This window comes from Terasakiella sp. (genome assembly GCF_048267425.1).
In the GTDB taxonomy this organism is placed as follows: Bacteria; Pseudomonadota; Alphaproteobacteria; order Rhodospirillales; family Terasakiellaceae; genus Terasakiella.
Map to the genome: position 1 here is coordinate 405,013 of NZ_JBLWXN010000002.1, position 23,403 is coordinate 428,415.

Sequence of the window (23,403 nt, forward strand, 5' to 3'; positions counted from 1 at the left end):
AAGAAAAACATGAGCCAACAGGACATGGAAGCTATCGCCCAGCGCCTTGCCACCATCCGCGATATCATTATGGACCGGGAAGGCGATGATGTTCAGGATCAGTTTGAAGTTGCTCCCTTTATCATCATTGTCAATATCGAAGGCAGCGGTTATGCCGATGATGAAGATGTTTTCACCTTGATACAAGTTGAACGCGGCCCCGCCGGGATGGAAGAACTCATTGCCTGTGCGGTTGAAGATTCCAACGAAGAAAGCTATATCATCGCTTCTGAAGATGAAAACCTTCTGGACCAACTGGACGAGGCCTGCGATAAAGTCTATCGCCATTGGCATTGGCTGGATATGCCCAACGCACTGGCGGGTTCTGACATACACGACGACGATTTGGACGATGACGAAAATATCTGAAAACTATAAATTTTATGCAGGCTTCTTGCGTTTTGTCGCAGCAAAAACAGACAAAAGCGATATCACGGTAAACGCCATGATGGCAGAATTAAACCAAGCCGCCGATCAATTAGAAAACGGATCAAGAATCAGTCTTCTCGCCAGTCGCGCCCAAGCTTCCTCACGCGCCTTTGCCGGCGTTGCCCAGTTTTTGCAACACCGAATTCTGCCGGAAGCACAGGCGCATGGGGACCAAATGGCCCTTTCTCAACTGGAATGGGCGATTGCCGCCTCCCTGCAAATCGGACGGGCCGTTATTTTGCATCTGGACGATGTGGAACCGGAAAATATTTCCACTGCAACCATCGAAATAAAAATGCCTCCGTTAGATCGCATTCCCGGTGTGCAATCAAAAGACGACAATCCAACATTGCATTGATAGTGCGGATAGGTCATTATCACGTAAAAATGTGAAACGTCTAATGTAGAAAAATGAGTTACATATGAGCAATTTACTCTGTGAGGATACCTTAAAAGAGCTGGCGGAACAGGTTGGTATTGAATTGATCGAAACACTTTTGGTCGATTTAACCGACGATGCTGGCAATCGCGTGGCGCGTATGCAGGACTTACTGGCAAACGGCGACATGGACGAGTTACGTAAAGAGGCTCATACCCTGAAATCTTCCACAGGCACACTGGGGCTCAAAGAGGTTTCCGAACAAAGTGCGATTATTGAACGCAAACTTGTCACAGGTGAAGGCCCGGATGTTGCCCCGATTGTCCCGGAGCTGCCCAAAATGCTGCAGGACGGCCTAGCCGCCGCAAATAACTGGGTCGCGGCCCAGTAAATTTCAGCCTACTGACAAAGTGTTTTTTTAATAAATAATTGACCTAAAACCGTCATCCCGCACTTGATGCGAAATCCAGTCAAATCAATGGGTTAGACATCACCCATTCGATAAACATGGATCCCCGATCGGGGTCGGGGATGACAGTTTAGGGCTTTGTCAATAATCTGAAGAGCCTCTCGCTAAAGAGGCTCTTTTTTATACTAGTCGATTTCGGCCAAGGCCTTATCAAAGCGATTAAACAGTTCTTCTAAATCCGGCTGTTCGCTGATCAACGGTGGGCAGAAGGCCACGCAATCGCCCGGCATGGCGCGCAGGATCAAACCGTTTTCTTCACATTTCTTCATCAATCCTGCGGCCTTTGCAAGACTGGGATCAAACGGTGTTTTCGTTGTTTTGTCCGCGCTGAGTTCAATGGCCCCGATCAAGCCAACACCCCGCACTTCCCCAACCAGTGGATGATCCCGATAGCTTTGCAAACGTTCCTGAAAATACGGACTAACCGCATTAACTTGCCCCAGAATATCGCGTTCTTCATAAATTTTAAGAACTTCGAGTGCGACAGCGCAGGGAACCGGATGGCCCCCATAGGTCAGCCCGTGACCAAATACACCCAAGGCATTGCTTTGTTCTTTGATTGTTTGATAGAGATGATCGGACACCGCCAAGGCCGAAATGGGCAAATAACCGGATGATAATTGTTTCGCCATCGTCATCATATCCGGTTCAATGCCAAAATATTCTGAGCCGAACATTTTACCTGTCCGACCGAACCCACAAATCACTTCGTCGGCAACTAACAGAACATCGTATTTTTTCAAGACCGCCTGAATTTTGGGGAAATAGCTTTGCGGTGGAACAATAACACCACCAGCCCCTTGAATTGGTTCGGCAAACATTGCGCCCACGGTGTCTGGACCTTCGCTCAGAATCAGTTGTTCCAACTCGTTTGCCAGACGGGTGGTAAACTCTTCTTCGCTTTCCCCATCCTGTCCATAACGATAAAAATGCGGGCACCCTGTGCGTAAAATACGTTCGCTTGCCGGCAGATCAAAACCATTTTGCGCATAAGCCAACCCGGTTAAAGACCCGGCCGCAACCGTTACACCATGATAGGCTTTTTCACGGGCGATGATTTTCTTTTTTTCAGGCTTGCCACGGGCATTATTATAATACCAGACGAATTTAATCGCCGTGTCGTTCGCTTCGGAACCGGAATTACAGAAAAAGACACGGTCCAGCCCGTCCGGTGTCACTTGAACCAAACGTTCTGCCAGTTCTGCGGTGACATCTGGCACTTTACTGCTGAAACTATGATAAAATGGCAATTTTTCCATTTGCGTTTGGGCCGCTTTGACCAGTCGCGGTTCATTAAAGCCTAAAGACGTACACCACAGGCCGGACAGACCTTCGATATATTCTTTGCCGTCTTCGCCAAACACACGTACCCCTTGCCCACGCGAAATCACAAGCGGACCTTGTTCTTCATGGACCTTTAAATTTGTATAGGGATGCAGGTGATAGGTCTGATCTTTCGCCGAAATAGAATTTGGATTTTTTGTCATTTTATCTTTCTCACCACTTAAGTTGCGGTATTTCAATAAGTCGAACCGGGCCTGCAAACAAGGCACGTTCCTGCAAGGTTAGCGCCACGCTTATCGTTGCCGGTCCGCCGTTTCCTGGATATTTCGCCAGCATTCCCAAGACAACCTTGGCCATGCTGGCATCGGGGCCACGAATAACGCGGGCACGGCGCAAACGTTCCACTGTTTCAAAGAACCCCTGAATACGGGCACTAAAGGCCCCTACAACCTGCAAGTCACCATCCAATGCCAACGTCCCGTTACCCTGCAAGGACAAAGGCACATAGTCAATCAACAATCTTTCAAATTCTAAAGTTCCACCGCGATCCCGCCATTCTTCAATCGCTGATTTTGACCATTTTTGTGTCGCAAAATTATGTGTAAAGCGACCACGCGCCAAAACTTGTGAAAGCTTTTTGCCCATACCGATAACGGCATTCGGTAAATCAACATCCTGCCCTTTTAGTTCAAACTGATAATCCCCGGACGACTGGCGCTGGGCATCCAGTTGCACGCGATCAAGCTTTAAAGAATGTTGTTCCCCATGCAAGTTCCACTGCGCAATATCCAGCGCAATATCCTCCGGCACCCCTTTTGACATCCAATCAAATGTCAGTTGAAACCTTTCTGCCTGTCCCCGGTACGTCTGGCCATTCATTGACAGGCTTTGGGGGGCACTCATATCCACGTTTAGGGTCCGCAATGTCCAAGGCAGCGGCAGTGTCGATAAATCCAGTGATGCGATTTGCCAGCTCCAGCCCCGCTTTCCAGACGGATCAAGGGGTGGTGCAAACACAACATCTTTCAAACGGATATTCAGCGCAAAAGGAAACCCTGTAATGCGGGCTTTTTTATCATCATATTTTGCGACATAACCTTGTGCATTGCGCGCGGCAAACCAGTCCTGAACACCAGCGCGCAGCAACATGGATGTTCCAAACCACGCCAGACTATAAAGAATGGCCAGCACAGCAAAGCTCGCCCCGCTATAGACCGCATAACGTCCAAGGCGCACCGACAACGGTTCCTTATAATTCAGGGCAATATGCGTTTTTATGGGATGGGGAACGCGGGCCATTCTTGTCCTAATCAAAATGAATTTTTGCCAATGTTATAGCCGACAAATCCCGCAAAGGACAATGACATTGGTTGACGAATTGATGGGAATGGGCCATCTCTGAATTTATGAACGAACTCAGGCACCAAGAAAACAGCACATTGGAAGTCCCGGACAGCGGCATTAAAGGCTCGCTCACCCGGGGTATGGATGTGATCAAAGGTTATTTGAAAACACTGGACGCCCGCCCCGGTGTTTATCGGATGTTGAATGAGAAAGGCGATGTCCTTTATGTGGGAAAGGCCAAATCGTTAAAAAAACGGGTGGCGAACTATACAACGCCGCAACGCCTGACCATCCGTATTCAACGCATGATCTCGCAAACCTATGCGATGGAATTCATTACCACCCATACCGAAGCCGAAGCCTTGCTTCTGGAATCGAACCTGATCAAAAAATTAAAGCCGCGGTATAATATTTTGCTGCGTGACGACAAGTCTTTTCCCATGATCCTTGTCACTGGGGACCATGACTACCCACAAGTCCTGAAACATCGAGGCGCGAAAAACCGCAAAGGGCGGTATTTTGGCCCCTTTGCGTCGGCTTGGGCGGTCAACGAAACCTTGAATACCCTGCAACGGGCTTTTTTGCTACGCCCCTGCTCCGACAGTATTTTTGCATCCCGCACACGCCCTTGTTTACAATATCAAATCAAACGATGTTCCGCCCCTTGTGTCGGGCGTATTTCTGTGCGCGAATATGGAAAACTTGTGGAACAGTCCGAACGATTTTTGCGCGGTGACAGCAAGGCTTTGCAACACGAATTAGCGCAACGCATGGCAGAAGCGAGCGAAAACCTCGAATTCGAAGAGGCCGCGATTTATCGAGATCGTATTTCAGCAATGACGCGCATTCAACAGCGTCAGGACATCAACATTCAAGGGCTGGAAGAAGCCGACGTTATCGCTGGTTTCCTTGATGGCGGACAAACCTGCATTCAAGTTTTTTTCTTTCGCGCCGGGGCCAATTTCGGAAACCGGGCTTATTATCCCGCACATGGGTCAAAAGAAGAATTACCCGATATTCTAGAAGCCTTCATCGGGCAATTTTATGCCGATAAGCAACCACCCAAACAAATCCTCGTCAGCCATGATCTCCCCGGTCACGCCATTTTAGAAGAAGCCCTCTGTGTGCGGGCGGAACGTAAAGTTTCACTGCAATGCCCGAAACGCGGCGAAAAAACCAAATTGATTACTCATGCCATGAACAACGCGCGTGAAGCCTTGGGGCGCCGGTTGGCACAAAGTGCGTCACAACGTCGTTTATTGCAGGAAACCCAGCGCATTATGCAAATGGACAGCATGCCGGAAAGGATCGAAGTTTACGATAACTCCCACATTCAGGGGACCAACTCGGTCGGGGCCATGATTGCCGCCGGACCGGATGGTTTTATCAAAAATGCCTATCGTAAATTCAACATCAAAACAGCGCAAAGCGATGATGATTACGCCATGATGCGCGAAGTTTTAACCCGTCGTTTCAGCCGCGCTATCAAGGAAGACCCGGATAAGGAAAAAGGCCAATGGCCGGACCTCGTCATTATTGATGGGGGCAAAGGGCAATTGGGCGTCGCTGTTTCTGTGTTTGAAGAACTTGGCATCGACGATGTCACCTTGGCCGGGATTTCCAAGGGGCCGGAACGAAATGCCGGTTATGATAAAATTGTCATCCCTGGACAGGAACCGTTTCAACTGGAACATACAGACCCGGTCAATCACTTCATCCAACGCCTGCGCGACGAGGCCCACCGCTTCGCCATCGGTACCCATCGCGCCAAACGCGGCAAAGCCACCACAAAGTCTGTTCTGGATGATATTAGCGGGATTGGTGCCAAGCGAAAGAAAGCCTTGCTTCACCATTTCGGATCCGCCAAAGGCGTGGCACAAGCCGGATTAAGCGATCTGGAGGCTGTTGACGGTATCAACAAGACAACTGCCAAACTGATTTACGATCATTTTCACGAAAATTAGTCTATTTTGCGAGATAACGTTCACGCAATTTTGCCGGATTAAGGGGATCTAAATGCAGATTTGGAATACTCTTCAAGCGCCGAACCAACGAGAAATCCAGATTTGATTTCCATGACCAATAGAGCCAAAGTTCCCGAGGCTCCAATGGCACAGGTTCTGCCAATTCTGCAAACGTCACCATATTCTGATCCACCGCATCCAACAGACGGAAATCAGCCGTCACCAAAGCATCGACCCGTCCATACTGTAAAAGGCGTGTCCCGTCGCTGTGATTATTGAAGTAATAGTACTTCAAACCGGGTACACCTTTCAGAGTCTTTATTTCTGCCCCGCCCCGAATACGGGCGACTGATTTATTTTCCAGTTCGCTTAAATTATGGATCGGCTTGTCTTTTAAAGAGACAATAATATATTGGGCATCCCCAAGTTTCACAATCGGCATGCCGACTTGGTTTCGTTTCGGGCTTTCTAAAAAGACACCAAAATCGGTATCGCCTTCTTCCACCATCACAACGGCGCGCTTAAAAGGCACCATGCGCAAATGAAAAGGAATGCCGATTTCCTGTTCCGCACGTTTTAAAAGGTCGATCAACGGGCCTTGCCATTTGCCGTTCTCGTCCTGATGCACCAATTGTGAAATGATGGGAACGGCAACTTCCACAGAGTTTTGCGAAGGGTTCGCAAAAGACACCCGCAAGGATGCCGATAAAAACAGGCATAAAAAAAACATATTTATGAGTATTTTTCGTCTCATAAAGTCTAACAATCCCCCTTGACCATCCGCGCTCGTTTTATTTTAGCTTACACTTGGATGGTCTTCTAGGCAAAAAGGAAAAGATTTACCTGTCAAAATATGTAAAAAGACGATAAGAAAAAAGCCGCTTTTTTTTACAAGGTCTATAGTCTATTTTTCCTCTACGCTCATCCTGTTCATATAAAGAAAAATTCAAATGCTCTGGAACGTCCCCAATATCCTGACAGCGTCACGCATTCTGATTATCCCTGTTTTGGTCGGTCTATATATGGTTGGCGAACCCGAAGGCAACTGGATGGCCTTTTCATTATATGTCTATGCCTGTATCACCGATTTTTTCGATGGCTGGCTGGCCCGCAGAATGGACCTGCAATCCGCCCTTGGTAAATTTATGGACCCGATTGCCGATAAGCTTCTTATCGGGACGCTGATTGTCATGCTCATGGGATTTGGCCCGATCGAAGGCATCCATGTTCTAGCGGCTGGCGTTATTTTGGTGCGTGAGTTACTGGTTTCCGGTTTGCGCGAATTTTTAGCGGAAACCAAAATATCCGTTCCCGTTACCCTGTTGGCCAAATGGAAAACCACCATTCAAATGCTGGCATTGGGTTTTCTGATCGTTGGAAACGCCGGACCTTATTTGTGGGTCGCTGAAACCGTTACAGTCGGATACGTCGGGTTATGGCTTGCAGCCCTTTTGACGATGATTACCGGGTATGACTACCTACGCACCGGTTTAAAACATATGGTCGATTAAATGAAAATATTTGGTATCGTTGGTAAAAGCGGCAGTGGCAAAACAACTTTGCTGGAAGTTCTGATCCCGGCAATCACCAAGCATGGTTTTAACGTTTCCACCATCAAACATACCCATCACCAGTTCGATATCGACCAACCGGGTAAAGATTCTTATCGCCAGCGCGAAGCCGGTGCCAAGGAAGTCATGCTGGCATCCAGTCATCGCTGGGCTTTGCTGCACGAATTGCGTGGGGATGAAGAACCCGAAATCGAAGATCTCATCCAGCATATGAGCGATGTAGACCTTGTTCTGATTGAAGGTTTCAAATTCAACAATCATCCCAAAATAGAAGTCCACCGTCCGTCTTATGGACGTGAACCACTTTGGCCCGACGACCCGACCATTCTTGCCGTCGCCAGTGACGAACAATTACGTGATATTGACCGCCCCTTGATCGACCTCAAAGACATCGAAGGCATTGCCGACTTTATTATTTCGCATCTGGATTTGCGGAGAGAACCATGACACCCGTTTTTGACTGCTGTTTTTCCCATACCGATGACATGATGCCTCTGCCCGAGGCCCGACGCAAAATTTCAGAAACAGTCAAATCGATTGCCCAAACCACCTCTTTACCTTTACGCCAATGTGTCGGTAAAATTCTGGCAGAAGATATCATCTCCCCGCGCAATGTTCCGCCACACGATAATTCCGCAATGGATGGGTATGCTCTGCGCTTTGCCGATTTAAATGCAAATGGCGAAACCAAACTGCCCGTCACCGCCCGGATTGCCGCCGGACACCCGATGGACCGCCCGCTTAAGCCCGGCGAGACTTTTCGTATTTTTACCGGCGCACCGATGCCACAAGGCGCCGACACGGTTGTCATGCAGGAAAACACCTGTGAAAAAGACGGGATCGTGACCTTTGCACAAGGATGCGCTGCCAAACAAGGAGCCAACCGCCGCAAAGCAGGCGAAGACATCCAGACCGGTGACGTTGTCCTGAAAAAGGGTCGCAAACTACGCGCTGCCGATATCGGCGTATGTGCTTCAATCGGCAAGACAGACTTAAATGTGTACGTCCCTTTAAAAATTGCTGTTTTTTCTACAGGTGATGAAATCCGTGACCCGGGACAGGATTTGGAAGACGGCTGCATTTACGACATCAATCGCTACACCGTCATGTCCATGTTGGACAGCATGGGGTTTGAAGTCACCGATCTTGGCATCCTACCGGATGACTTAACCACCATTACCGATGCCTTGAAACACGCGGCACAAGATCACGATATCCTGTTTACCTCCGGCGGGGTTTCGATGGGGGAAGAAGACCACGTTAAATCCGCTGTTAAAACGCTGGGGAAAATCGATTTTTGGCGGATTGCCATTAAACCGGGGCGACCGATTGCCCTAGGAGACATTGCAGGCAAACCCTTCATTGGACTGCCGGGTAATCCGGTTGCAACGCTTGTCACCTTCATGATGATTGCCCGACCCATGATTGCCGGTTTTTCAGGGCGAAGCGATATTCAAAGTCGCAGTTACAAAGTTGCCGCCGCTTTTGAACTGGACCACAAAGGCGGGCGTTACGAATGGCAACGGGCCTATTTAAAAGACACACCTTACGGCCCGGTCGTTGAATTGTTCCACACCACAGGATCCGGTGTTTTAACCTCAATGGTCAAAACGGACGGCCTTGTGGAAATCCCCGATCATGTCCATAAAATTGAGGCCGGTGATCTGGTCGATTTCATCCCTTATAGCGAGGTAAATCAGTAATGAAAGTTCTCTATTTCGCATGGTTGCGCACAAAAATCGGATGTGCTGAAGAAGAAATCGACCTGCCCGATACCGTTAAAACTGTTGAGGATGTCTTGGATTACCTACGCACCAAGGGGGATGCGTATGCAGAAGCCTTGGGTGAAGACAAAGTCATCCGTGTTGCCCTAAATCAGGATTACGCGCAACTGAACGCCCCGGTCCAAAACACCGACGAATTCGCCATTTTCCCACCTGTCACAGGGGGATAGTTTTATGATCCGCGTTCAGGAAGAAAACTTTGATGTCGGGGCGGAAATCAATGCTTTGAGCAAGGGGAATACGGCCATAGGCGGTATTTGTTCTTTCGTCGGTCTGGTTCGAGATTTCCAGCATACCAAAGAAGACGACACCCGCGTTTGCGCCATGACGCTGGAACATTACCCCGGCATGACAGAAAAAAAACTGGCCGAAATTGAAGAAACAGCACGTCAACGCTGGTCTTTAGAAGATGTCCTGATCATTCATCGCTATGGCCGTATGGAACCGGGGGAAAATATCGTCTTGGTGGTTACGGCTTCGGCCCATCGTCAGGCTGCCTTTGAATCTGCGCAATTCCTGATGGACTTTTTAAAAACCAAGGCCCCTTTCTGGAAACTTGAAGAAGACAATACAGGGACCGGCAGTTGGGTTGATGCTCGCGAATCTGATGATGCTGCCCTTTCCAAATGGGAAAAATAGCCTCTTTATAAAAAATTCAAAAAACCGTCCTCCCTCTTGCAATTTTTGTTAACAAATACAAACTATTATAAAATAACAACAAAAATTGAGGTGTCGTATGGTTGAGTCTCCCTATCCCCCCGTTCAGGCTTATTTGAACAAACATTTTATCGAGGGCCGCGAAGGTCGCCCATTGCGGATTTTGTCGGAATATATCGAACCCGATGCCCGTTTTGAGGCTCAGAACGTCGAAGACACCATCATCTTTTTTGGATCCGCACGCCTTCTTCCTCGTGATGTTGCCGAAACAAAACTGGAAGAAGCCAAAAAACTGGGCAGTGATTTAGTACGCGCGGAAATGGATGTCAAAATGTCGCGTTATTATGAAGATGCACGCGAACTTGCCCGGCGCTTAACACTCTGGTCCAAAAACTTGGAAGGCAGCAAGAAACGTTTTGTTATCTGCACCGGTGGTGGTCCCGGCATTATGGAAGCTGGAAACCGCGGGGCATCTGAAGCCAAAGGGCTAAACCTCGGCTTCAACATCACATTACCGTTTGAACAGAGCCAGAACCCCTATATCACCCGCCAGTTGTCTTTTGAGTTTCGCTATTTCTTCATGCGTAAATTCTGGTTTATGTATCTTGCCAAGGCAATGGTCGCTTTCCCCGGCGGGTTCGGCACATTGGATGAGTTGTTTGAAGCCTTAACCTTGATCCAAACCGGAAAAGTCAGCAAAAAACTGCCAATCGTGCTTTATGGCAAAGAATTCTGGAATGATGTGGTCAATCTGGAAGCACTGGTCAAATACGGCACCATCAGCCCCGAAGATTTGAAACTTTTTACCGTTACTGATGATATTGACGAAGCCTATCATTACCTGACGAACTATCTGGAAAACCATGCCATTGAAGAAATGGCCCGCAGTGAGTCCAAAGCTCCCTAAGCATGTCTATCCGTTAAGCCGCCGGGTCAATCGAATTCGGCGGCTTCCAACACATATTGCAGGGCATCTTCGTTCAAGATCGTGACCTTGCCACGGGCCAATTCGATCCAGCCTTCATTACGCCAGATTTGCAGCTGTTTATTCACGCTTTCCCGGCTGGTTCCCATCATACGGGCCAATTCCTGTTGCGGCAGGTTCAAACCGATTAACACGCCGCCACCGGGCTGTTCCTGTCCATAAAGATCCGCCAAGTTTAAAAGGCGTTTCGCCAAACGCCCGTCCAGTGGCAAAAAGGCCGCATCTTCGACCATTTCCGATGTCAGACGCACACGATGACACAATAACTGCATCACCTGAATGCACAGTTTGGGATGTTTTTCCAGAAACGGGATAAAATCGCGTCGCTGAATGACCAAAACTTCAGTTTTTTCCATCGCAACAGCATCGGCGGTACGATCCATACCATCCAACAAGGCAATCTCACCGAAAAATTGCCCTTCCTCGATAATATTCAAGGTGACTTCCTTACCGTTGGGCGACGTCGTCACAATCTTGATTTTACCTTCCTGCACCCCGAACAAACTATCGCCTGGATCCCCTTTGACGAACAGTGTCTCGTTTTTATCCAGTCTGCGTGTCACTGTCATCGACAACAGGCGATCAAGCATGGCTTCGTCCAGACCGCTCAGTAATTCACTGTTGGACAGAAGCGCTTTTTTATCCCTAACAACCATCTTTGATTTTAGCCCTTGGTATTATTGTTGAAGATAAAATAACAGGTTTGTGAAGCACCTCACAGAAAAACTGTCCGGAACAGGCGTATAAAATAAGCATCTTCTCTGCTTGCCCTTAAGAGAAGCCTCACTTTCAAACGGTGAGCCCCTCTAGACACCGTTTGAAATAGACCCTATAGAGAGGATGGTCCACCCCGAACCATCCTCTCTTTTTATTTTAGGGCGTACCCGACCATGACAAAACCCATTATTGCGATTATCGGCGGTGGCCCTGCCGGATTAATGGCTGCCCAACATCTTGTTACCAAAGAGTTTGACGTTCATTTGTTTGATCGCATGCCGTCGTTGGGCCGCAAATTTCTGATGGCAGGCAAAAGCGGTATGAACCTGACACATGGTGAAGATTTTGACACATTTCGCTCGCGCTATCATACAAACTTCCCCTTTTTCCAAGATATCCTTGAAGATTTCAAACCTGAAGACGTCCGTAACTGGGCACAGGATTTAGGGATCGAGACCTTTATCGGCAGTTCCGGGCGCATCTTTCCCACCGATTTTAAAGCTGCCCCGCTTCTACGCAGTTGGTTGCGACGCTTACGCAGCAACGGTTTAACAATCCACACCCGCCACCGCTGGCTGAATTGGGCTGAAAACGGTCATCTTTTTGAAACACCCGATGGGGAAAAGACGTTTTCTTGTGAGGCCACGCTTTTTGCAATGGGCGGTGTAAGTTGGCCTAAATTGGGGTCCGATGGTCATTGGCGCACGCCCTTTGCCACCCGCCATATCAAGATGCATGATTTCAGACCAAGCAATTGCGGCTTTATACGTGACTGGTCCCCTGTTTTTATCGACCGTTTTGCAGGTGCCCCGGTCAAATCCGTTGGTTTGCGCGCAGGCAATATCACCACCAAAGGCGAATTCGTCATTTGTGAAAATGGTGTTGAAGGCAGTGCAGTCTATACCCACAGCCGAGCTTTACGCAAATCCCTAGAACAGACAGGGACAGCCACCCTCTATCTGGACCTTTGCCCGGATCGCAGCCTTGAAACCCTGAAAACCGCGCTTAACAAACCACGCGGGCGGGCCTCTTTATCCAACCATATCCGCAAAACAACCGGGCTGAGTGGGGTCAAGGCCGCGCTCTTGCGTGAATGTCTCAGCAAGGATGTTTTTTCAGATATGAATAAACTGGCTGAATCCATTAAAAACCTGCCAATTGGTTTACAAGCCACACGAACAATTCAAGAAGCCATCAGTTGCGCCGGTGGGGTGTGTTTTGACGATCTAAACACAGACCTGATGCACAACAATCACCCCGGCTTGTTTTTCGCTGGCGAAATGCTGGATTGGGACGCCCCGACCGGGGGGTATTTGCTAACGGGTTGCTTCGCCCTTGGCAAACGTGCCGGACTGGGAATTGAAAACTGGCTGAACGAAAAAAACGCTTAAGAGCCGACGCCTGCCATACCATAGGGTAATGTCCGCACCATTCGACGCAGCGCATCATCAATCAAAGAGGGCATAATCTCGTTATCTTGGGCAAACATCGCCGCACTTGCCATACCGCTGAGCGCCCCAACGGGGGAGAGAGGCAAACCACCATCCGCGCGCCACACTGTATGGGCGGCTTGCCACAAAAGCGCATCATCGGAAATCCGTTTTAAATCCACCCGCACCCCGATATGTTTCTTGGCAAAGATAGCGACATAATCATCGCCAAGATCATAGAGTTCAGCCACGGCAAAGAAGCGACATTTTGTCTGACGGGAAAATCGTTTCCGGTCCCTTTTATCTTGTAAATCAAGTCCTAAACGTTTTGCCAGATGGCGGGTTTTACGCGGAAAAATCACCCGATCCACTTTTTCACCCAAATGACGTGCCAATGCGGTTGAGATTAACGCCGCCATTTGCGGATTTTCTTTATTATGGGACATCATAACCGCCACACAATCCGGGGGATCGCGATAAAACGGCGAAAGCACATGGAAATTGACATCTGTGGCTTTTATTTCAGCCTCATCTGCCTGTTTTAAATCCCGATATTGCGGATTACTGACACAGGCACTCACCCCCATTAAGGTAAGAAGAACGATCAATACTGATTTCAACATGACTTTCTCCCTCAACACCGTTTGTATGGAGCAAGGGCGATCATGCCGTCCATCACCGCCCCATTCAGGCGAATATCGCGCACAACCACCCGATTATTTTGTAATTCATAACGTGCGCGAATGTGATTGGCCTGCATGTAATTGGGCCCCGCAACAGATTGAAGCCCTCCCAGCAACGAGGCATCGACGCGACGGGGGAAAATACGGACCAACGACGGATCATTCAGCCCGCGATGATGACGCAAAATCGCCTGTTCAATACGGCGTTCGGCTTGTGGAATCTGTCCGGCAGCCTGCCGCAAAAAACCGCTATAACGATCCATATTGATTTCCCAACGCGTGCCGCGACCTTCGGCTGTGCGATACAGATTACCCGCTCCATCCATCACCACACTTTCCATCCCGAAACATTGTTGAAAGCGTGCAAACAATAAATCACGCGCTTTGGCCTCTTGTGGCCATGCAATTTCAATCTGCGGGCCTTTGCCATGTTCCAAGACCCGCAATAAGGCACGGCCCCCGGTTGCCTGTGCCACACTGACTTCTTGAACGGTTTCAATCGGCGGGGCGGGCTTTATCGGTTTTGGTTCAGCTTGTTTTTCAACAGGTTTGGGGGCTGGTTTTGGCTTGGCCTGAACAACGGGCTGAGGTGTTGGTTTGACAGGTTGTTTTTCAACGATCTTCGTTGTTGTTTTTTCCGGTTCAACCCGTTTGGGGGCTTTCACAACGGGCTTTGGCGCTTCAACCTTTGTTATTTCCACCTTGGGCGGCGACGGTAAAACAATTGCCACCTGCACAACCGGAGAATCTTCGACAGGTTGGGTTATAGGTTGTGCTTCACGGTTCTGTTGTTTCTTCTCAACCTTATGATCCTCCTGTCCCGGCATGACCCACAACAGCACCAACCAGAGCGCAAAACCCAGCGTCATCGTCAGGGAAAGTTTATGGGGAAGGCTGCGCATCATAACCGGATTATCCTTTACTGTGTCATCTTGCGGGCAAACATTTGTTCCATATCCGCCACCATTTGACGCAAGGCTTTACTGCGTTCTTTTGCACTCATCAGCGCTGTTTCCGGTTCTTGTGTCGTTTGCGCAACTTCAACCGATTGCGTGATAGGTTCAACGCTTGGGGCGGGGGCTTTCTTTGCTTCCACCTTCGCCACTTTTACAGCGCTTGGCAGAGGTGGGGGTGTGGTCGGTTTTTTGACTTCTTCAATCGGTGCAGTTTTTTCAGCCTGCTTTTTCTGCGAAACACTCGGTTGAGGTTCAATCGGCTGAGCAACCTGAGTTTCTATCGGAATTGCTTTAGAAACAGGGGCAGGTTTTGCCAACGCCGCTTGGGTCTGGACTTTCACCTTTTGCACCGACTGTTCCATATTTGATTTGAATTCTTTTGGTTCCCCCCCAGCAATCAGATAACCAAGGGCGAGAAACACAACCGCGTTGAAAACAAGATACTTCATTGGATTTTCTCCTCTTCCAGACGGCTTTGATGGCTGATGGATAACAGGGCGCGCAACAAGGCTGCACTCGGTAACCCAACCACGGTGGTTAAAAAAGCCAGTGAAAAATGCTTGGTCAAATCACGGATAATGGGTTGCACGGTTTCAGGCGTCAGTTCCTGATGGGCCAACGTCCCGATCCCCAAACTGATCCCCAGCAAGGTATAAGTCAGCGCCAATGTGGAGACGCCATTTGCCCCATGCAAACCGACTTCCAGCCAGAAATCTTTGCGGTCCGGAAATTGTCCCATACGGACCCATGCAAACAAACTGACGAAAACAAGGGTGGAAAACAAAGCCACAAAAGACACGCCGAAAACTTCCAGCGTCCATTGTGCAATCGCAGCCGGCGCCATTGAGGTGGCAAACACACCTGCCGCCAAAGCAAGGGATAAAGCGCCCAACAGATAACTTAAGGCACGTGATCCGCTATCAGCCATATGAAGGACGTTTCGCATATCACCGTCTCCCAACCCGACTGGACATCACGCTGTCCGTATTGACACCGAATTGCGTCAACCAATGATCCACCATTGTGTGTCCTTTTTCCGCCGATGCATGCCCCAAAAACGTGACATCATAGTTTTTAAAGGCAATTCGGACATTTTTAGTATTTTGCCCGCGCAACGATTTATCACGCATTACAATGCGTTCCAGATCAACCAAACGACGACGTTGACTGTCCAGTTTGGCTTGTCGTTCATCAATGGTGAGGGATGAGTCAAGGAACGTCTTGATTGTCATGGCACGTTCACGTTCCAGATTTTCAAGGGTTCCGGCTTGTGCAATACCACTCATGGCAATCAGGGTCGCCGCACCAAGTGCAAAAATTTGCGTTTTCATGGTTCTATACTCCTTCAATTCTTCAAATCAGTTATTCAGAAAGAACGATACGTTATCGGCAGGGGTCAGGCTGGATTGTGCAACATCGCTGTCGATCATCTCTTCATCAATACCTTCTTCAGCCAAGGTCATTGCATCAAGTGCCACCAACTTCGCCATATAACCAAGAATGGTTTCTTCCTGTTCCAGAACCGCCAATTCTGTCTGTACATCGGCAACCATGCGACGGACATGTTCCACCCGCGTCAAGGGCACCCCATTGTCCGACATGGGGGTTTGGTTCATACGGTGGTTATCAATACGGGCAACCAATTGTTCAATGGCCGTCCGGTTCTTGCTGTACTGCTGGGAATATTTGCTTTCTTCCAGATCGGGTGTTTCAAACAAACGTTGATCAACCTTGGCAACGGAGGATTCAAACCGCTCGGCAGCTGCTTTTTGCAACTCGATCAATTCTTCCTTTTCCAGGGTCATCTCACCCTCTTCACGGCTAAGACGTTCCAGCATGTCGTCAAACAAACGACGCTTGGTCATCAGGTGTTTGCGGCGCAGTTCATTACGATCGGACATCATGTTCAGATAAGCGCGTTTTTCCGCCAAAAACTGATGACGTAAATCACCACGCACCTCCCCATCTGAGGTTTCAATCGCTTTTTGCAAATCGCCCAATGTGTTGCCTTTCAGGGAAATATCTTCTTCCGTTTTTTGAATGGCGCTCCCCAGTTCGGAATTGGCAAAATCATGGTCAATGGATTTTTGCAAATAGCTGGGCGGCAGCTTCACAAGACGTTCCGAACTTTGCGGTGTCCAGTTTGGTGCACTCCAGGCAACGGTTGAACCCGCCATTAACATCGCACCACCCAGAAAAACGGCCCCTAATGTCAAAGCCAGACGTTTGGGTTCTACGCGATCTATCATTAAAGGTAATTCAGACATAAGCGACCTCCCTATCCTTTTTCCTAGTTGCGTTCCCAATAACGCACACGGCGCAATTCGGATTTCAAATCATTATTGACATTGGCATCACTGTAACGCCCGATGGACCCTGCCCCGCGTTTACCCAACAGGACCTCCATCGTTTGGATGAAAGACGACCCATCAGCAAAATAAAGGTCTTGCCCATCAAAGTTCGCTCCGAATTTATCCAGATTTTCACGCGCCCCTTCCACGTCCCCGCCTTTTAGATGGTTCTGCACCGTCAAGGCATAGGCACGCATACGTTCATCCGTTGCAATTCCGGCAACATCCGGTCCCAGATCAGATTCACACTTTTCAATCATACGTGCACTGGCGAGATATTTGGCCGGGTCATGATTGGTTTGGGCTTCGCGGTCCAGTTCCAAGGCGTGATCGCGACATTCGCGATACGTCCGCATTGCCGAAATTTCGTTATAACGCGCTTCCCGAAAATCAATGCCACTGCCAAAAGACGGCGGTTGGGTAACACAGGCGCTCAAACCAAGTGTGGCCCCCAGCAACACGGCACCGAAGGTCAAACGTTTGGACGTTGTTTTGATAAAAGCAGACATGCTCCTGACTCCATTTGTTTAAACTGCTTAATGAGTTTATGGAGAGTTCAGAGGCGTTTTTTTTGAGCTGAGCTAAATTCTTTTGAGACGATTTACGGCTTCAACGTCACACGCATGCGATCCATTGCCGCATTCACCGGGCGGGCTGAGCCACGAAACGGTTCTTCACTGGCATAACACGTAACCGTTTCCTGCCCGGCAGGCGGGCCAAGACGGATACGAAACGGCGCATTTTGGCTGGCACTTAGGATATGATCTGTATGGGCATCAAAAGCCTGAACATCGCGCACCTGATCATTGGGATAAATGCGGATAACCTTACCATCCACCTGTTCATAATCACACAACAGCCAAGCCTTGCGGTTCACACGCACTTGTAAATTTAGATCTTCACCAAACGCATATGTGGGATGCTGGCCCCGATCGGAAAAGATATCAATCGTCAATTCGGGCTTCGTTTCAGGAATTTTTATTTCAAGCTCCGGTTTCCCGCCTTCTTGCGGGAATAGACCGCTCCATGCAAAAACGACCCCAAGGGCAAGCGTTGCCGCTCCGGCCATCACCCAAAAGGTCGTATTTCCCCGATCCTTATCTTTCGTGCCCAATCCCAAAACATCCATCAGGTCACGGGTTGTTTTCAGGCTGGCGACGTCAATACCGCCCGGCGGTTTATGGGCGGATAAAAAGGTTGCATTTTCTACGCCCGCCCCAAACACAATCGGCGTTCCCTTGGCGATATAATCCGCCAGCATCCCCGCAGACGCTTCGACCTTTTGCGCCATATGATCGACATCACCGACATTCAGGTCGTTGTCAACGGTCCCGGAAAGCCAAACGATCAAATCGGCGCTTTCAAGATCGGACAATTCACAAGATTTCGATTTAAAAACGGCATGGGCAGCAAAAACCCCCAATTGCCAACTTAACCCTGTCCCGATGGGACCGGAAACATCCAAACGAAAAGCGCCTTCTTCATAAGGGCCAAATTCTCGCATAATGACACCGCTGCCCGCACGGACAAAATCGTCGTAATCCAGACTGATAGGCAAAACCTCGGATTGACGGCGCAGGCACATCATGGATTGAGGGGCTGGTTCTGGTGTTATACGATCCACAAGGACCGGGCCACCTGTTGTCGCAATGAGAATGGCGATGCGCTTCACCGCAGGAAAATCTCCGTCTTTGGCTCACCCAGCAGTCGGGCGGCATCTGAATTTTTCTCGATAATGGTTTGGATAACACCGTTACGTGCCGCTGGCAAGGCAACGCGCACCATTGTTTCATCCGGGCCAAACAAATGCAGACTTTGCGGCATATCGCGGCGTTGATCGCTCATTTCCACAATAAGATAAAGCTGATCACTTTGCGCCCTTGAGGCCTGAAGCCGGATATGACAGCCATCTGCATGGCGTTCCGGATAATCTTGCGTACTCGCAGCCAAGGCTTGCGGCATATGAACGAGGGCCGATTTCTGTAATAAGCTGCGATAAACCCGGCGCACTTTCAGATCACGGCCCAAGATATCCTGAACCGCGTCATCCTGTGCACCTTGCACATAGGCATATAAACGCCCGAGCGAAATCGCACCGCTTTCGCGTTTCGTCATAACCTTGCGCACATTGTGCAATTCGCCAAAGCATTGTTGGGCATCCTCAAGAAAATCGGGATGTATACGTATCATGTTCGGACCTCCTGATAAAGGAGTTGAAACTGGGATTTAAATTTTTCCCGATCTTGCGGGAAAAGTGTTTGAACCTTTTTGTCTTCCAATGCCTTCATATAACGTACAAGCTGGCTTTCCATCGCCACCAAGGCATGCGCGGCACGTTCAAAGACACTCCGTTGCGCCATCGCCTGATCATCAAAACCTTTGCGTTTCATTTTTGAAAAGGCCTGTTCGCCGCGTTCCACAGCCGTAGTTGGAAAAACCACCAGATTATCCCCACCACTGCTATTTAAGACATGCAAACTCGCGGCTTGCAGGTTTTTAATATGGGACAAAATCGCCTGACATTCGTGCAGACGCTCTTCGTATGTTTGAACGCCCTCGCAAGCAATGCGTTTTTCAACGCTAGACTTTGGTCGACCAACCTGCAAATCCGTTGTAATCCCGGATTGGACCTGACCAAAAATTTCATACCGCAAAAATGCCAAAGGTAAACGTAACGCATCGGGGCCATAGGTCATCAAGTTTTCAATGGGTGCGCGTTCCGTCTTTATCTTAAAGAAACGAATATCCCCGCTTTCGTCTTCATCAAAAATATCAAAAGGTGATGTCCAATCTTCAAGGTTCACATCTGCAACCAAATCACTGGCGATATCGACTTCGCCGGCTTCACTATCCAGTCCCAAGGAGGCTGCATGGGCCGCAGCCCTAGCCAATCTGCTTTCTTCAAAAGCACGGGCAAAATCGCAAAAGAGATCAAACACAGTTCGGTATCCTCTATAATCTTTGCCTTGGTTATGGAGATGCCAGAAGTCGAAAACGCATTCATCGTGCAAAATAATCCCGTTTTCTTCATCAAAGCGATCTTGCAGAAATTTATAAACCTGTGAAAATTTACCATCGGCCTGTGCACTACTCAGATAAGCAATCCGGTATTTTCGAAGATCGGAGGCCAAAGCATTGCTGCATGCCCTTATATTTTTCTCCAGCGGCGGTCCCTCCAGCAACCTTTCAAAAAGATCATTGAACGTCTGGAAATAAGAAAAGCCATCCATCGAACAGAGGAATTCATAAAGCGCGACCAAAAAGGGCATGCGACCAAACCGGACTTCGAAGGATTTGTCATCATACGTCAGGACAAGGCCGCTTTCTGACACACTTACCCCCGGTGTCGTGCCATTTAAAACCTGTTTATAAAATACCGGTGTCGCTTTATTCGGTGCCAGAAAAATATCGCTCAGCCCCGTCGCACCATGTAACGCCCCCACCCCGCACACCAGGTGGCTAAGTTCAAAAAGCGCCATATCTTTGTTGGGACCATTGCCTTGGGCACATATAAATTTTGCCAAGGTTTCCAGCGTGGGGCGCAAGGCATATTTAGGCGCGCCTTCCAACGTGGTCGTTTCACACAACGCGGTAAAATCTGCGAGCAACGGGTCTTTGCCCCCCGCGTTCCTCAATATATTTTGTGTATGATCCACCGATATCCTCCCTGAACCAAAAGAGGATATCCAGATCACACCTTTCAATCAATGGAAATAGGGACGCGGGGGTGGGCGACGCCCAAATCCACGACGATGGGGTGGTGGCGGGGGTGGGGGTGCACGATAAAAACGCGGCTCAAACCGATCAGATCGTTCCACAATGATAATTTTCGTGTTCACATCTTCATCATATCGGTCCGCTGCCCCACGTACCCGCCATTCCCGCAAATCGACCGTGTCGATATCTTCATCGTGCCACGCAATCAAGGTATCGTCCGTTTGATCATCCGGTCCCTCCCACAAGCTGGCCTGTTCAATATAAATTTTCTGCCATTTTTGCACCATCGCCACATATTTACGGGTGCGCACATGCGGGCGGTTATTTTTCAGACTGCCGCCGTTATAATGAGATAAAGCCAGATCCCATTGCCCGTTATACTGATCATATAAACGTTCCAGAAAACGGACCCCCAACCGGATATTGGTTTTCGGGTTCCATAACGCATCAGCTTCAACACCAAATTCCCCACGTGCCGTTTGCGGCATGATTTGCATCACGCCGCGCGCGCCGGCAGAACTTAACGCGCGGGCATTAAAATCAGACTCCACCTTTGCCACCGCCATGACAAGGGCAACGGGAACGCGACTGTCGGCGGCTTCTTTCAGGATCATCTGTTTGACTTCAAACCGGGTTGCCGCCTGAGCAGTAGATACATATGCGGCGGCTAAAAACAGGGCCATGATCCAAATAAAAGTTAAAACGGATTTCATAACTTTGCCTCCTGTAAGGCTTTCAGCCATTTGTCATTCAACACAACAACCGTGATATCCTGTGCCGAGACACGTTTGCGCACCTGCATGGTCGCCGACATGGACAAATTAGGATCAACTGCAAGCACAATTTTATCGCGCCCGACCAACCGTGTTGGATCCACGGGCTTGAACGTATGATCAAGGAAACGATCTTTATAATAGATCAACAGATTTTCCGGCTGAACGTTACGGCTTGTGCCTTTTGCTTGGTCTGGTTCATTTTTTTCAACCGTATTCGCCAGTGCGATGGGATCATCATCCAATACCGATTTAACCGATTGGCTCATCATCCCCCCGCCCATCGAAACCATCGTCAACACCATGATGGAGAAGAACCCCATAGCAAGGGCCAAGGCTATTTCCGCCATTGCATTGGTTTGGGTTGTATCGCTCATTCTCTTTCTCCTTCGCCGCTCATGCCCTTAATCCAGATAGGCAAGGTCCTGAGCCACTTTTTCCAAAATCACTTGGCGGGGTGTTTGAATAATGCGGGCTTTCAGGTCCAATTCAGCAAGGACTTGAGAGAGATCATCACGCACATCCCCTGCGCTTTCGCGGCGTTCCAACCAAAAAGCCGGCTTGTCAGGCTGCGAGGTTAAAGCGCTGAGGTCTTTCGTATTTTCCAGACGAACAAGACGATCTTCGATATGGCGGATTTCACGCGGTTTAAACCCTTTCAAGGTTAAGGTTAGTTTGCTGGATGAAACCACTTTTTCTTCATATCTCGGTTCCATTTGTGCCAAGCGATCCACCAACTGATCTTTGAAACGCGGTAGGATTTCACGTACATGGCGACGCATGACCAGATCAAAACAAGCCGGGCCGCAGCGTCTTTCCTGTAATTTTGCAACCGGGCTTTTAATGCGCAATGTATCCACAACATCAAGGGTGCGCACATCGATAATTTTCGCAATTGCGACCATACGATCACGAAGACGTCGCCCATCCTGTTCCTGAATGTGTCGCAAGGAAACCAGCACCGCAAAATCGACTTTATGATGCGGGCTTTGGGCAACCACATTCATCGCTTCTTTAAAGTTCAGTCCTTGTCCGTTTCGGCTGTTTTCTTCAAACAATCGAAATTTCCGATGATGAAGATAATTCCCCGTATGTTCAAAAACACGTCGAAATGCCGGGTCATGTATATCAAGCAGGTTCGGTCCCTGATCCACGGCCATATATAGAATGCGCGGCTGGGCATTTGCAAGCACGGGACTTGCAAACATAAAGGTCATCAAAACCATCATTATTTTTTTCATCATTTCATCACCTCGTTCTAGGTGGTTGTCCATCTGCACAAGGTTATGGAGGGCTGAGAGATGGAATTTATTTTCCCCTAGAAAAAAAGTTTCTAAAAAAAATGCCCTCTGCCCCCTTCATAGCCCGCAACAGAATTCGACAACTTGAAAAGGATGAGTTCGATGAAACGTTTTATGATCCCTTTGGCACTTGCCGGTGCCCTGATTTTCAATACCGGCATGGCGCAGCAGGCTCAGGCCAGTGATGAAACTGTCGGCACAATTATCGGTGCCGTTGGCGGTGGCTTACTTGGATCCGCAATGGGAAAAGGCAAAGGTCGATTAGTTGCCACGGCTGCGGGAACCGTAATCGGTGCCGTGATCGGTCATGAAATCGCACATGACACCTATGACAACGATCCTTATGAGCGTCCCCGTGTCCATGCAAAAAATCGGGATTATCGCGATTATGATGATTATGATCGCCCACACACCCGTGTTGTTTATAAGCGTGTCCCCGTCAAAGTACACAAACATCCCAAACACAAAAAATGGGACCGTGTGGCCCGTTATGACGGAGATGTCCTTATCTGTAATAAAAACGGTAAACGTTGCCATTGGTATGATTGACACTATATGATTAACGCAGAT

General features: G+C 48.9%; 29 protein-coding genes. 12 read left to right on the forward strand and 17 right to left on the reverse strand.

Annotated elements, in window-relative coordinates; translation table 11 throughout:
- The first annotated feature begins 9 nt into the window (after positions 1 to 9).
- From ACN0VA_RS05040 to ACN0VA_RS05050, 3 genes are all read left to right on the forward strand, one after another.
- A complete protein-coding gene (locus ACN0VA_RS05040; protein WP_417820094.1) occupies positions 10 to 408 on the forward strand; it encodes a hypothetical protein in 399 nt (132 codons plus the stop codon).
- Positions 392 to 826, forward strand: a complete 435-nt coding sequence (locus tag ACN0VA_RS05045) for a hypothetical protein (protein WP_417820095.1) — start codon at positions 392 to 394, stop codon at positions 824 to 826. Before ACN0VA_RS05040 ends, ACN0VA_RS05045 begins: the two co-directional genes overlap by 17 nt.
- Before the next feature lie 64 nt (positions 827 to 890).
- On the forward strand, positions 891 to 1,238 hold the full coding sequence (locus ACN0VA_RS05050; RefSeq protein WP_417820096.1) for an Hpt domain-containing protein: 348 nt from the start codon (positions 891 to 893) through the stop codon (positions 1,236 to 1,238).
- A gap of 203 nt (positions 1,239 to 1,441) precedes the next feature.
- Here the strand turns inward: ACN0VA_RS05050 and ACN0VA_RS05055 are convergent, their stop codons facing one another.
- Together ACN0VA_RS05055 and ACN0VA_RS05060 are read right to left on the reverse strand one after the other, a co-directional pair.
- Positions 1,442 to 2,803 (reverse strand): aspartate aminotransferase family protein, encoded by a 1,362-nt coding sequence (locus tag ACN0VA_RS05055; protein WP_417820097.1) that lies wholly within the window; start codon positions 2,801 to 2,803, stop codon positions 1,442 to 1,444.
- A 10-nt stretch (positions 2,804 to 2,813) separates the two neighbouring features.
- Positions 2,814 to 3,899 carry a DUF2125 domain-containing protein gene (locus ACN0VA_RS05060; RefSeq protein ID WP_417820098.1) on the reverse strand — a complete coding sequence of 362 codons (1,086 nt, stop codon included), beginning with the start codon at positions 3,897 to 3,899 and terminating at the stop codon, positions 2,814 to 2,816.
- A 185-nt stretch (positions 3,900 to 4,084) separates the two neighbouring features.
- On the opposite strand from ACN0VA_RS05060, the gene uvrC reads away from it, so the two are divergent.
- A complete protein-coding gene (uvrC, locus tag ACN0VA_RS05065) occupies positions 4,085 to 5,908 on the forward strand; it encodes an excinuclease ABC subunit UvrC (RefSeq protein ID WP_417820313.1) in 1,824 nt (607 codons plus the stop codon).
- A 1-nt stretch (position 5,909) separates the two neighbouring features.
- On the opposite strand, the gene ACN0VA_RS05070 is transcribed toward uvrC, so the two are convergent.
- Positions 5,910 to 6,599 carry a substrate-binding periplasmic protein gene (locus tag ACN0VA_RS05070; RefSeq protein ID WP_417820099.1) on the reverse strand — a complete coding sequence of 230 codons (690 nt, stop codon included), beginning with the start codon at positions 6,597 to 6,599 and terminating at the stop codon, positions 5,910 to 5,912.
- Positions 6,600 to 6,858: 259 nt separating this feature from the next.
- Between ACN0VA_RS05070 and pgsA the strand changes: the two genes are divergently transcribed.
- From pgsA to ACN0VA_RS05100, 6 genes are all read left to right on the forward strand, one after another.
- The gene (pgsA, locus tag ACN0VA_RS05075) at positions 6,859 to 7,419 is read left to right on the forward strand and encodes a CDP-diacylglycerol--glycerol-3-phosphate 3-phosphatidyltransferase (RefSeq protein ID WP_188663270.1); all 561 of its coding nucleotides are present in this window, start codon (positions 6,859 to 6,861) and stop codon (positions 7,417 to 7,419) included.
- On the forward strand, positions 7,420 to 7,926 hold the full coding sequence (gene mobB, locus ACN0VA_RS05080; protein WP_188663268.1) for a molybdopterin-guanine dinucleotide biosynthesis protein B: 507 nt from the start codon (positions 7,420 to 7,422) through the stop codon (positions 7,924 to 7,926). It begins immediately after the preceding gene.
- Positions 7,923 to 9,182 carry a gephyrin-like molybdotransferase Glp gene (gene glp / locus ACN0VA_RS05085; protein WP_417820100.1) on the forward strand — a complete coding sequence of 420 codons (1,260 nt, stop codon included), beginning with the start codon at positions 7,923 to 7,925 and terminating at the stop codon, positions 9,180 to 9,182. Before mobB ends, glp begins: the two co-directional genes overlap by 4 nt.
- Positions 9,182 to 9,433, forward strand: coding sequence for a molybdopterin converting factor subunit 1 (gene moaD / locus ACN0VA_RS05090; RefSeq protein ID WP_417820101.1), 252 nt, complete (start codon positions 9,182 to 9,184; stop codon positions 9,431 to 9,433). The genes glp and moaD overlap by 1 nt, the downstream gene beginning before the upstream one ends.
- Before the next feature lie 4 nt (positions 9,434 to 9,437).
- A complete protein-coding gene (locus ACN0VA_RS05095) occupies positions 9,438 to 9,902 on the forward strand; it encodes a molybdenum cofactor biosynthesis protein MoaE (RefSeq protein WP_417820102.1) in 465 nt (154 codons plus the stop codon).
- Between the two features lie 97 nt (positions 9,903 to 9,999).
- A complete protein-coding gene (locus ACN0VA_RS05100; protein WP_417820103.1) occupies positions 10,000 to 10,827 on the forward strand; it encodes a TIGR00730 family Rossman fold protein in 828 nt (275 codons plus the stop codon).
- A 26-nt stretch (positions 10,828 to 10,853) separates the two neighbouring features.
- Here the strand turns inward: ACN0VA_RS05100 and ACN0VA_RS05105 are convergent, their stop codons facing one another.
- Positions 10,854 to 11,561 carry a Crp/Fnr family transcriptional regulator gene (locus tag ACN0VA_RS05105; RefSeq protein ID WP_417820104.1) on the reverse strand — a complete coding sequence of 236 codons (708 nt, stop codon included), beginning with the start codon at positions 11,559 to 11,561 and terminating at the stop codon, positions 10,854 to 10,856.
- 234 nt (positions 11,562 to 11,795) lie between these two features.
- On the opposite strand from ACN0VA_RS05105, the gene ACN0VA_RS05110 reads away from it, so the two are divergent.
- On the forward strand, positions 11,796 to 13,013 hold the full coding sequence (locus ACN0VA_RS05110; RefSeq protein WP_417820105.1) for a TIGR03862 family flavoprotein: 1,218 nt from the start codon (positions 11,796 to 11,798) through the stop codon (positions 13,011 to 13,013).
- Here the strand turns inward: ACN0VA_RS05110 and ACN0VA_RS05115 are convergent.
- From ACN0VA_RS05115 to ACN0VA_RS05175, 13 genes are all read right to left on the reverse strand, one after another.
- Positions 13,010 to 13,675 carry a hypothetical protein gene (locus ACN0VA_RS05115; RefSeq protein ID WP_417820106.1) on the reverse strand — a complete coding sequence of 222 codons (666 nt, stop codon included), beginning with the start codon at positions 13,673 to 13,675 and terminating at the stop codon, positions 13,010 to 13,012. The two genes, ACN0VA_RS05110 and ACN0VA_RS05115, sit on opposite strands and share 4 nt — an antisense overlap.
- Before the next feature lie 11 nt (positions 13,676 to 13,686).
- Positions 13,687 to 14,640, reverse strand: coding sequence for a hypothetical protein (locus ACN0VA_RS05120; RefSeq protein ID WP_417820107.1), 954 nt, complete (start codon positions 14,638 to 14,640; stop codon positions 13,687 to 13,689).
- Positions 14,641 to 14,654: 14 nt separating this feature from the next.
- Positions 14,655 to 15,140, reverse strand: a complete 486-nt coding sequence (locus ACN0VA_RS05125; RefSeq protein ID WP_417820108.1) for a hypothetical protein — start codon at positions 15,138 to 15,140, stop codon at positions 14,655 to 14,657.
- Entirely contained in the window at positions 15,137 to 15,637 is a 501-nt protein-coding gene (locus tag ACN0VA_RS05130) for a hypothetical protein (protein ID WP_417820109.1), read from the reverse strand. The genes ACN0VA_RS05125 and ACN0VA_RS05130 overlap by 4 nt, the downstream gene beginning before the upstream one ends.
- 1 nt (position 15,638) lies before the next feature.
- Positions 15,639 to 16,022 (reverse strand): hypothetical protein, encoded by a 384-nt coding sequence (locus tag ACN0VA_RS05135; protein ID WP_188663246.1) that lies wholly within the window; start codon positions 16,020 to 16,022, stop codon positions 15,639 to 15,641.
- Positions 16,023 to 16,049: 27 nt separating this feature from the next.
- Complete coding sequence (locus ACN0VA_RS05140) at positions 16,050 to 16,958, reverse strand: hypothetical protein (protein WP_417820110.1); 909 nt, start codon at positions 16,956 to 16,958, stop codon at positions 16,050 to 16,052.
- Between the two features lie 23 nt (positions 16,959 to 16,981).
- On the reverse strand, positions 16,982 to 17,551 hold the full coding sequence (locus ACN0VA_RS05145; protein WP_417820111.1) for a hypothetical protein: 570 nt from the start codon (positions 17,549 to 17,551) through the stop codon (positions 16,982 to 16,984).
- A gap of 92 nt (positions 17,552 to 17,643) precedes the next feature.
- Entirely contained in the window at positions 17,644 to 18,714 is a 1,071-nt protein-coding gene (locus ACN0VA_RS05150; RefSeq protein WP_417820112.1) for a DUF4384 domain-containing protein, read from the reverse strand.
- Positions 18,711 to 19,232, reverse strand: a complete 522-nt coding sequence (locus ACN0VA_RS05155; protein WP_417820113.1) for a hypothetical protein — start codon at positions 19,230 to 19,232, stop codon at positions 18,711 to 18,713. The genes ACN0VA_RS05150 and ACN0VA_RS05155 overlap by 4 nt, the downstream gene beginning before the upstream one ends.
- The gene (locus tag ACN0VA_RS05160; protein WP_417820114.1) at positions 19,229 to 20,698 is read right to left on the reverse strand and encodes a hypothetical protein; all 1,470 of its coding nucleotides are present in this window, start codon (positions 20,696 to 20,698) and stop codon (positions 19,229 to 19,231) included. Before ACN0VA_RS05160 ends, ACN0VA_RS05155 begins: the two co-directional genes overlap by 4 nt.
- A gap of 48 nt (positions 20,699 to 20,746) precedes the next feature.
- Positions 20,747 to 21,472 carry a lytic transglycosylase domain-containing protein gene (locus ACN0VA_RS05165; protein WP_417820115.1) on the reverse strand — a complete coding sequence of 242 codons (726 nt, stop codon included), beginning with the start codon at positions 21,470 to 21,472 and terminating at the stop codon, positions 20,747 to 20,749.
- Positions 21,469 to 21,909, reverse strand: coding sequence for a hypothetical protein (locus tag ACN0VA_RS05170; protein ID WP_417820116.1), 441 nt, complete (start codon positions 21,907 to 21,909; stop codon positions 21,469 to 21,471). The genes ACN0VA_RS05165 and ACN0VA_RS05170 overlap by 4 nt, the downstream gene beginning before the upstream one ends.
- Before the next feature lie 27 nt (positions 21,910 to 21,936).
- Positions 21,937 to 22,776 (reverse strand): hypothetical protein, encoded by an 840-nt coding sequence (locus ACN0VA_RS05175; RefSeq protein ID WP_417820117.1) that lies wholly within the window; start codon positions 22,774 to 22,776, stop codon positions 21,937 to 21,939.
- 159 nt (positions 22,777 to 22,935) lie between these two features.
- Between ACN0VA_RS05175 and ACN0VA_RS05180 the strand changes: the two genes are divergently transcribed.
- Positions 22,936 to 23,382 (forward strand): glycine zipper 2TM domain-containing protein, encoded by a 447-nt coding sequence (locus ACN0VA_RS05180; protein WP_417820118.1) that lies wholly within the window; start codon positions 22,936 to 22,938, stop codon positions 23,380 to 23,382.
- Positions 23,383 to 23,403 lie beyond the last annotated feature (21 nt).

Excerpts from the sequence above, each read along its gene's own strand:
- ACN0VA_RS05040 (WP_417820094.1), top strand. The coding sequence starts at position 10 with ATGAGCCAACAGGACATGGAAGCTATCGCCCAGCGCCTTGCCACCATC.
- ACN0VA_RS05045 (WP_417820095.1), top strand. The coding sequence starts at position 392 with ATGACGAAAATATCTGAAAACTATAAATTTTATGCAGGCTTCTTGCGT.
- ACN0VA_RS05050 (WP_417820096.1), top strand. The coding sequence starts at position 891 with ATGAGCAATTTACTCTGTGAGGATACCTTAAAAGAGCTGGCGGAACAG.
- ACN0VA_RS05055 (WP_417820097.1), bottom strand. The coding sequence starts at position 2,803 with ATGACAAAAAATCCAAATTCTATTTCGGCGAAAGATCAGACCTATCAC.
- ACN0VA_RS05060 (WP_417820098.1), bottom strand. The coding sequence starts at position 3,899 with ATGGCCCGCGTTCCCCATCCCATAAAAACGCATATTGCCCTGAATTAT.
- uvrC (WP_417820313.1), top strand. The coding sequence starts at position 4,085 with ATGGATGTGATCAAAGGTTATTTGAAAACACTGGACGCCCGCCCCGGT.
- pgsA (WP_188663270.1), top strand. The coding sequence starts at position 6,859 with ATGCTCTGGAACGTCCCCAATATCCTGACAGCGTCACGCATTCTGATT.
- mobB (WP_188663268.1), top strand. The coding sequence starts at position 7,420 with ATGAAAATATTTGGTATCGTTGGTAAAAGCGGCAGTGGCAAAACAACT.
- glp (WP_417820100.1), top strand. The coding sequence starts at position 7,923 with ATGACACCCGTTTTTGACTGCTGTTTTTCCCATACCGATGACATGATG.
- moaD (WP_417820101.1), top strand. The coding sequence starts at position 9,182 with ATGAAAGTTCTCTATTTCGCATGGTTGCGCACAAAAATCGGATGTGCT.
- ACN0VA_RS05095 (WP_417820102.1), top strand. The coding sequence starts at position 9,438 with ATGATCCGCGTTCAGGAAGAAAACTTTGATGTCGGGGCGGAAATCAAT.
- ACN0VA_RS05100 (WP_417820103.1), top strand. The coding sequence starts at position 10,000 with ATGGTTGAGTCTCCCTATCCCCCCGTTCAGGCTTATTTGAACAAACAT.
- ACN0VA_RS05105 (WP_417820104.1), bottom strand. The coding sequence starts at position 11,561 with ATGGTTGTTAGGGATAAAAAAGCGCTTCTGTCCAACAGTGAATTACTG.
- ACN0VA_RS05110 (WP_417820105.1), top strand. The coding sequence starts at position 11,796 with ATGACAAAACCCATTATTGCGATTATCGGCGGTGGCCCTGCCGGATTA.
- ACN0VA_RS05115 (WP_417820106.1), bottom strand. The coding sequence starts at position 13,675 with ATGTTGAAATCAGTATTGATCGTTCTTCTTACCTTAATGGGGGTGAGT.
- ACN0VA_RS05120 (WP_417820107.1), bottom strand. The coding sequence starts at position 14,640 with ATGATGCGCAGCCTTCCCCATAAACTTTCCCTGACGATGACGCTGGGT.
- ACN0VA_RS05125 (WP_417820108.1), bottom strand. The coding sequence starts at position 15,140 with ATGAAGTATCTTGTTTTCAACGCGGTTGTGTTTCTCGCCCTTGGTTAT.
- ACN0VA_RS05130 (WP_417820109.1), bottom strand. The coding sequence starts at position 15,637 with ATGCGAAACGTCCTTCATATGGCTGATAGCGGATCACGTGCCTTAAGT.
- ACN0VA_RS05135 (WP_188663246.1), bottom strand. The coding sequence starts at position 16,022 with ATGAAAACGCAAATTTTTGCACTTGGTGCGGCGACCCTGATTGCCATG.
- ACN0VA_RS05140 (WP_417820110.1), bottom strand. The coding sequence starts at position 16,958 with ATGTCTGAATTACCTTTAATGATAGATCGCGTAGAACCCAAACGTCTG.
- ACN0VA_RS05145 (WP_417820111.1), bottom strand. The coding sequence starts at position 17,551 with ATGTCTGCTTTTATCAAAACAACGTCCAAACGTTTGACCTTCGGTGCC.
- ACN0VA_RS05155 (WP_417820113.1), bottom strand. The coding sequence starts at position 19,232 with ATGATACGTATACATCCCGATTTTCTTGAGGATGCCCAACAATGCTTT.
- ACN0VA_RS05165 (WP_417820115.1), bottom strand. The coding sequence starts at position 21,472 with ATGAAATCCGTTTTAACTTTTATTTGGATCATGGCCCTGTTTTTAGCC.
- ACN0VA_RS05170 (WP_417820116.1), bottom strand. The coding sequence starts at position 21,909 with ATGAGCGATACAACCCAAACCAATGCAATGGCGGAAATAGCCTTGGCC.
- ACN0VA_RS05175 (WP_417820117.1), bottom strand. The coding sequence starts at position 22,776 with ATGATGAAAAAAATAATGATGGTTTTGATGACCTTTATGTTTGCAAGT.
- ACN0VA_RS05180 (WP_417820118.1), top strand. The coding sequence starts at position 22,936 with ATGAAACGTTTTATGATCCCTTTGGCACTTGCCGGTGCCCTGATTTTC.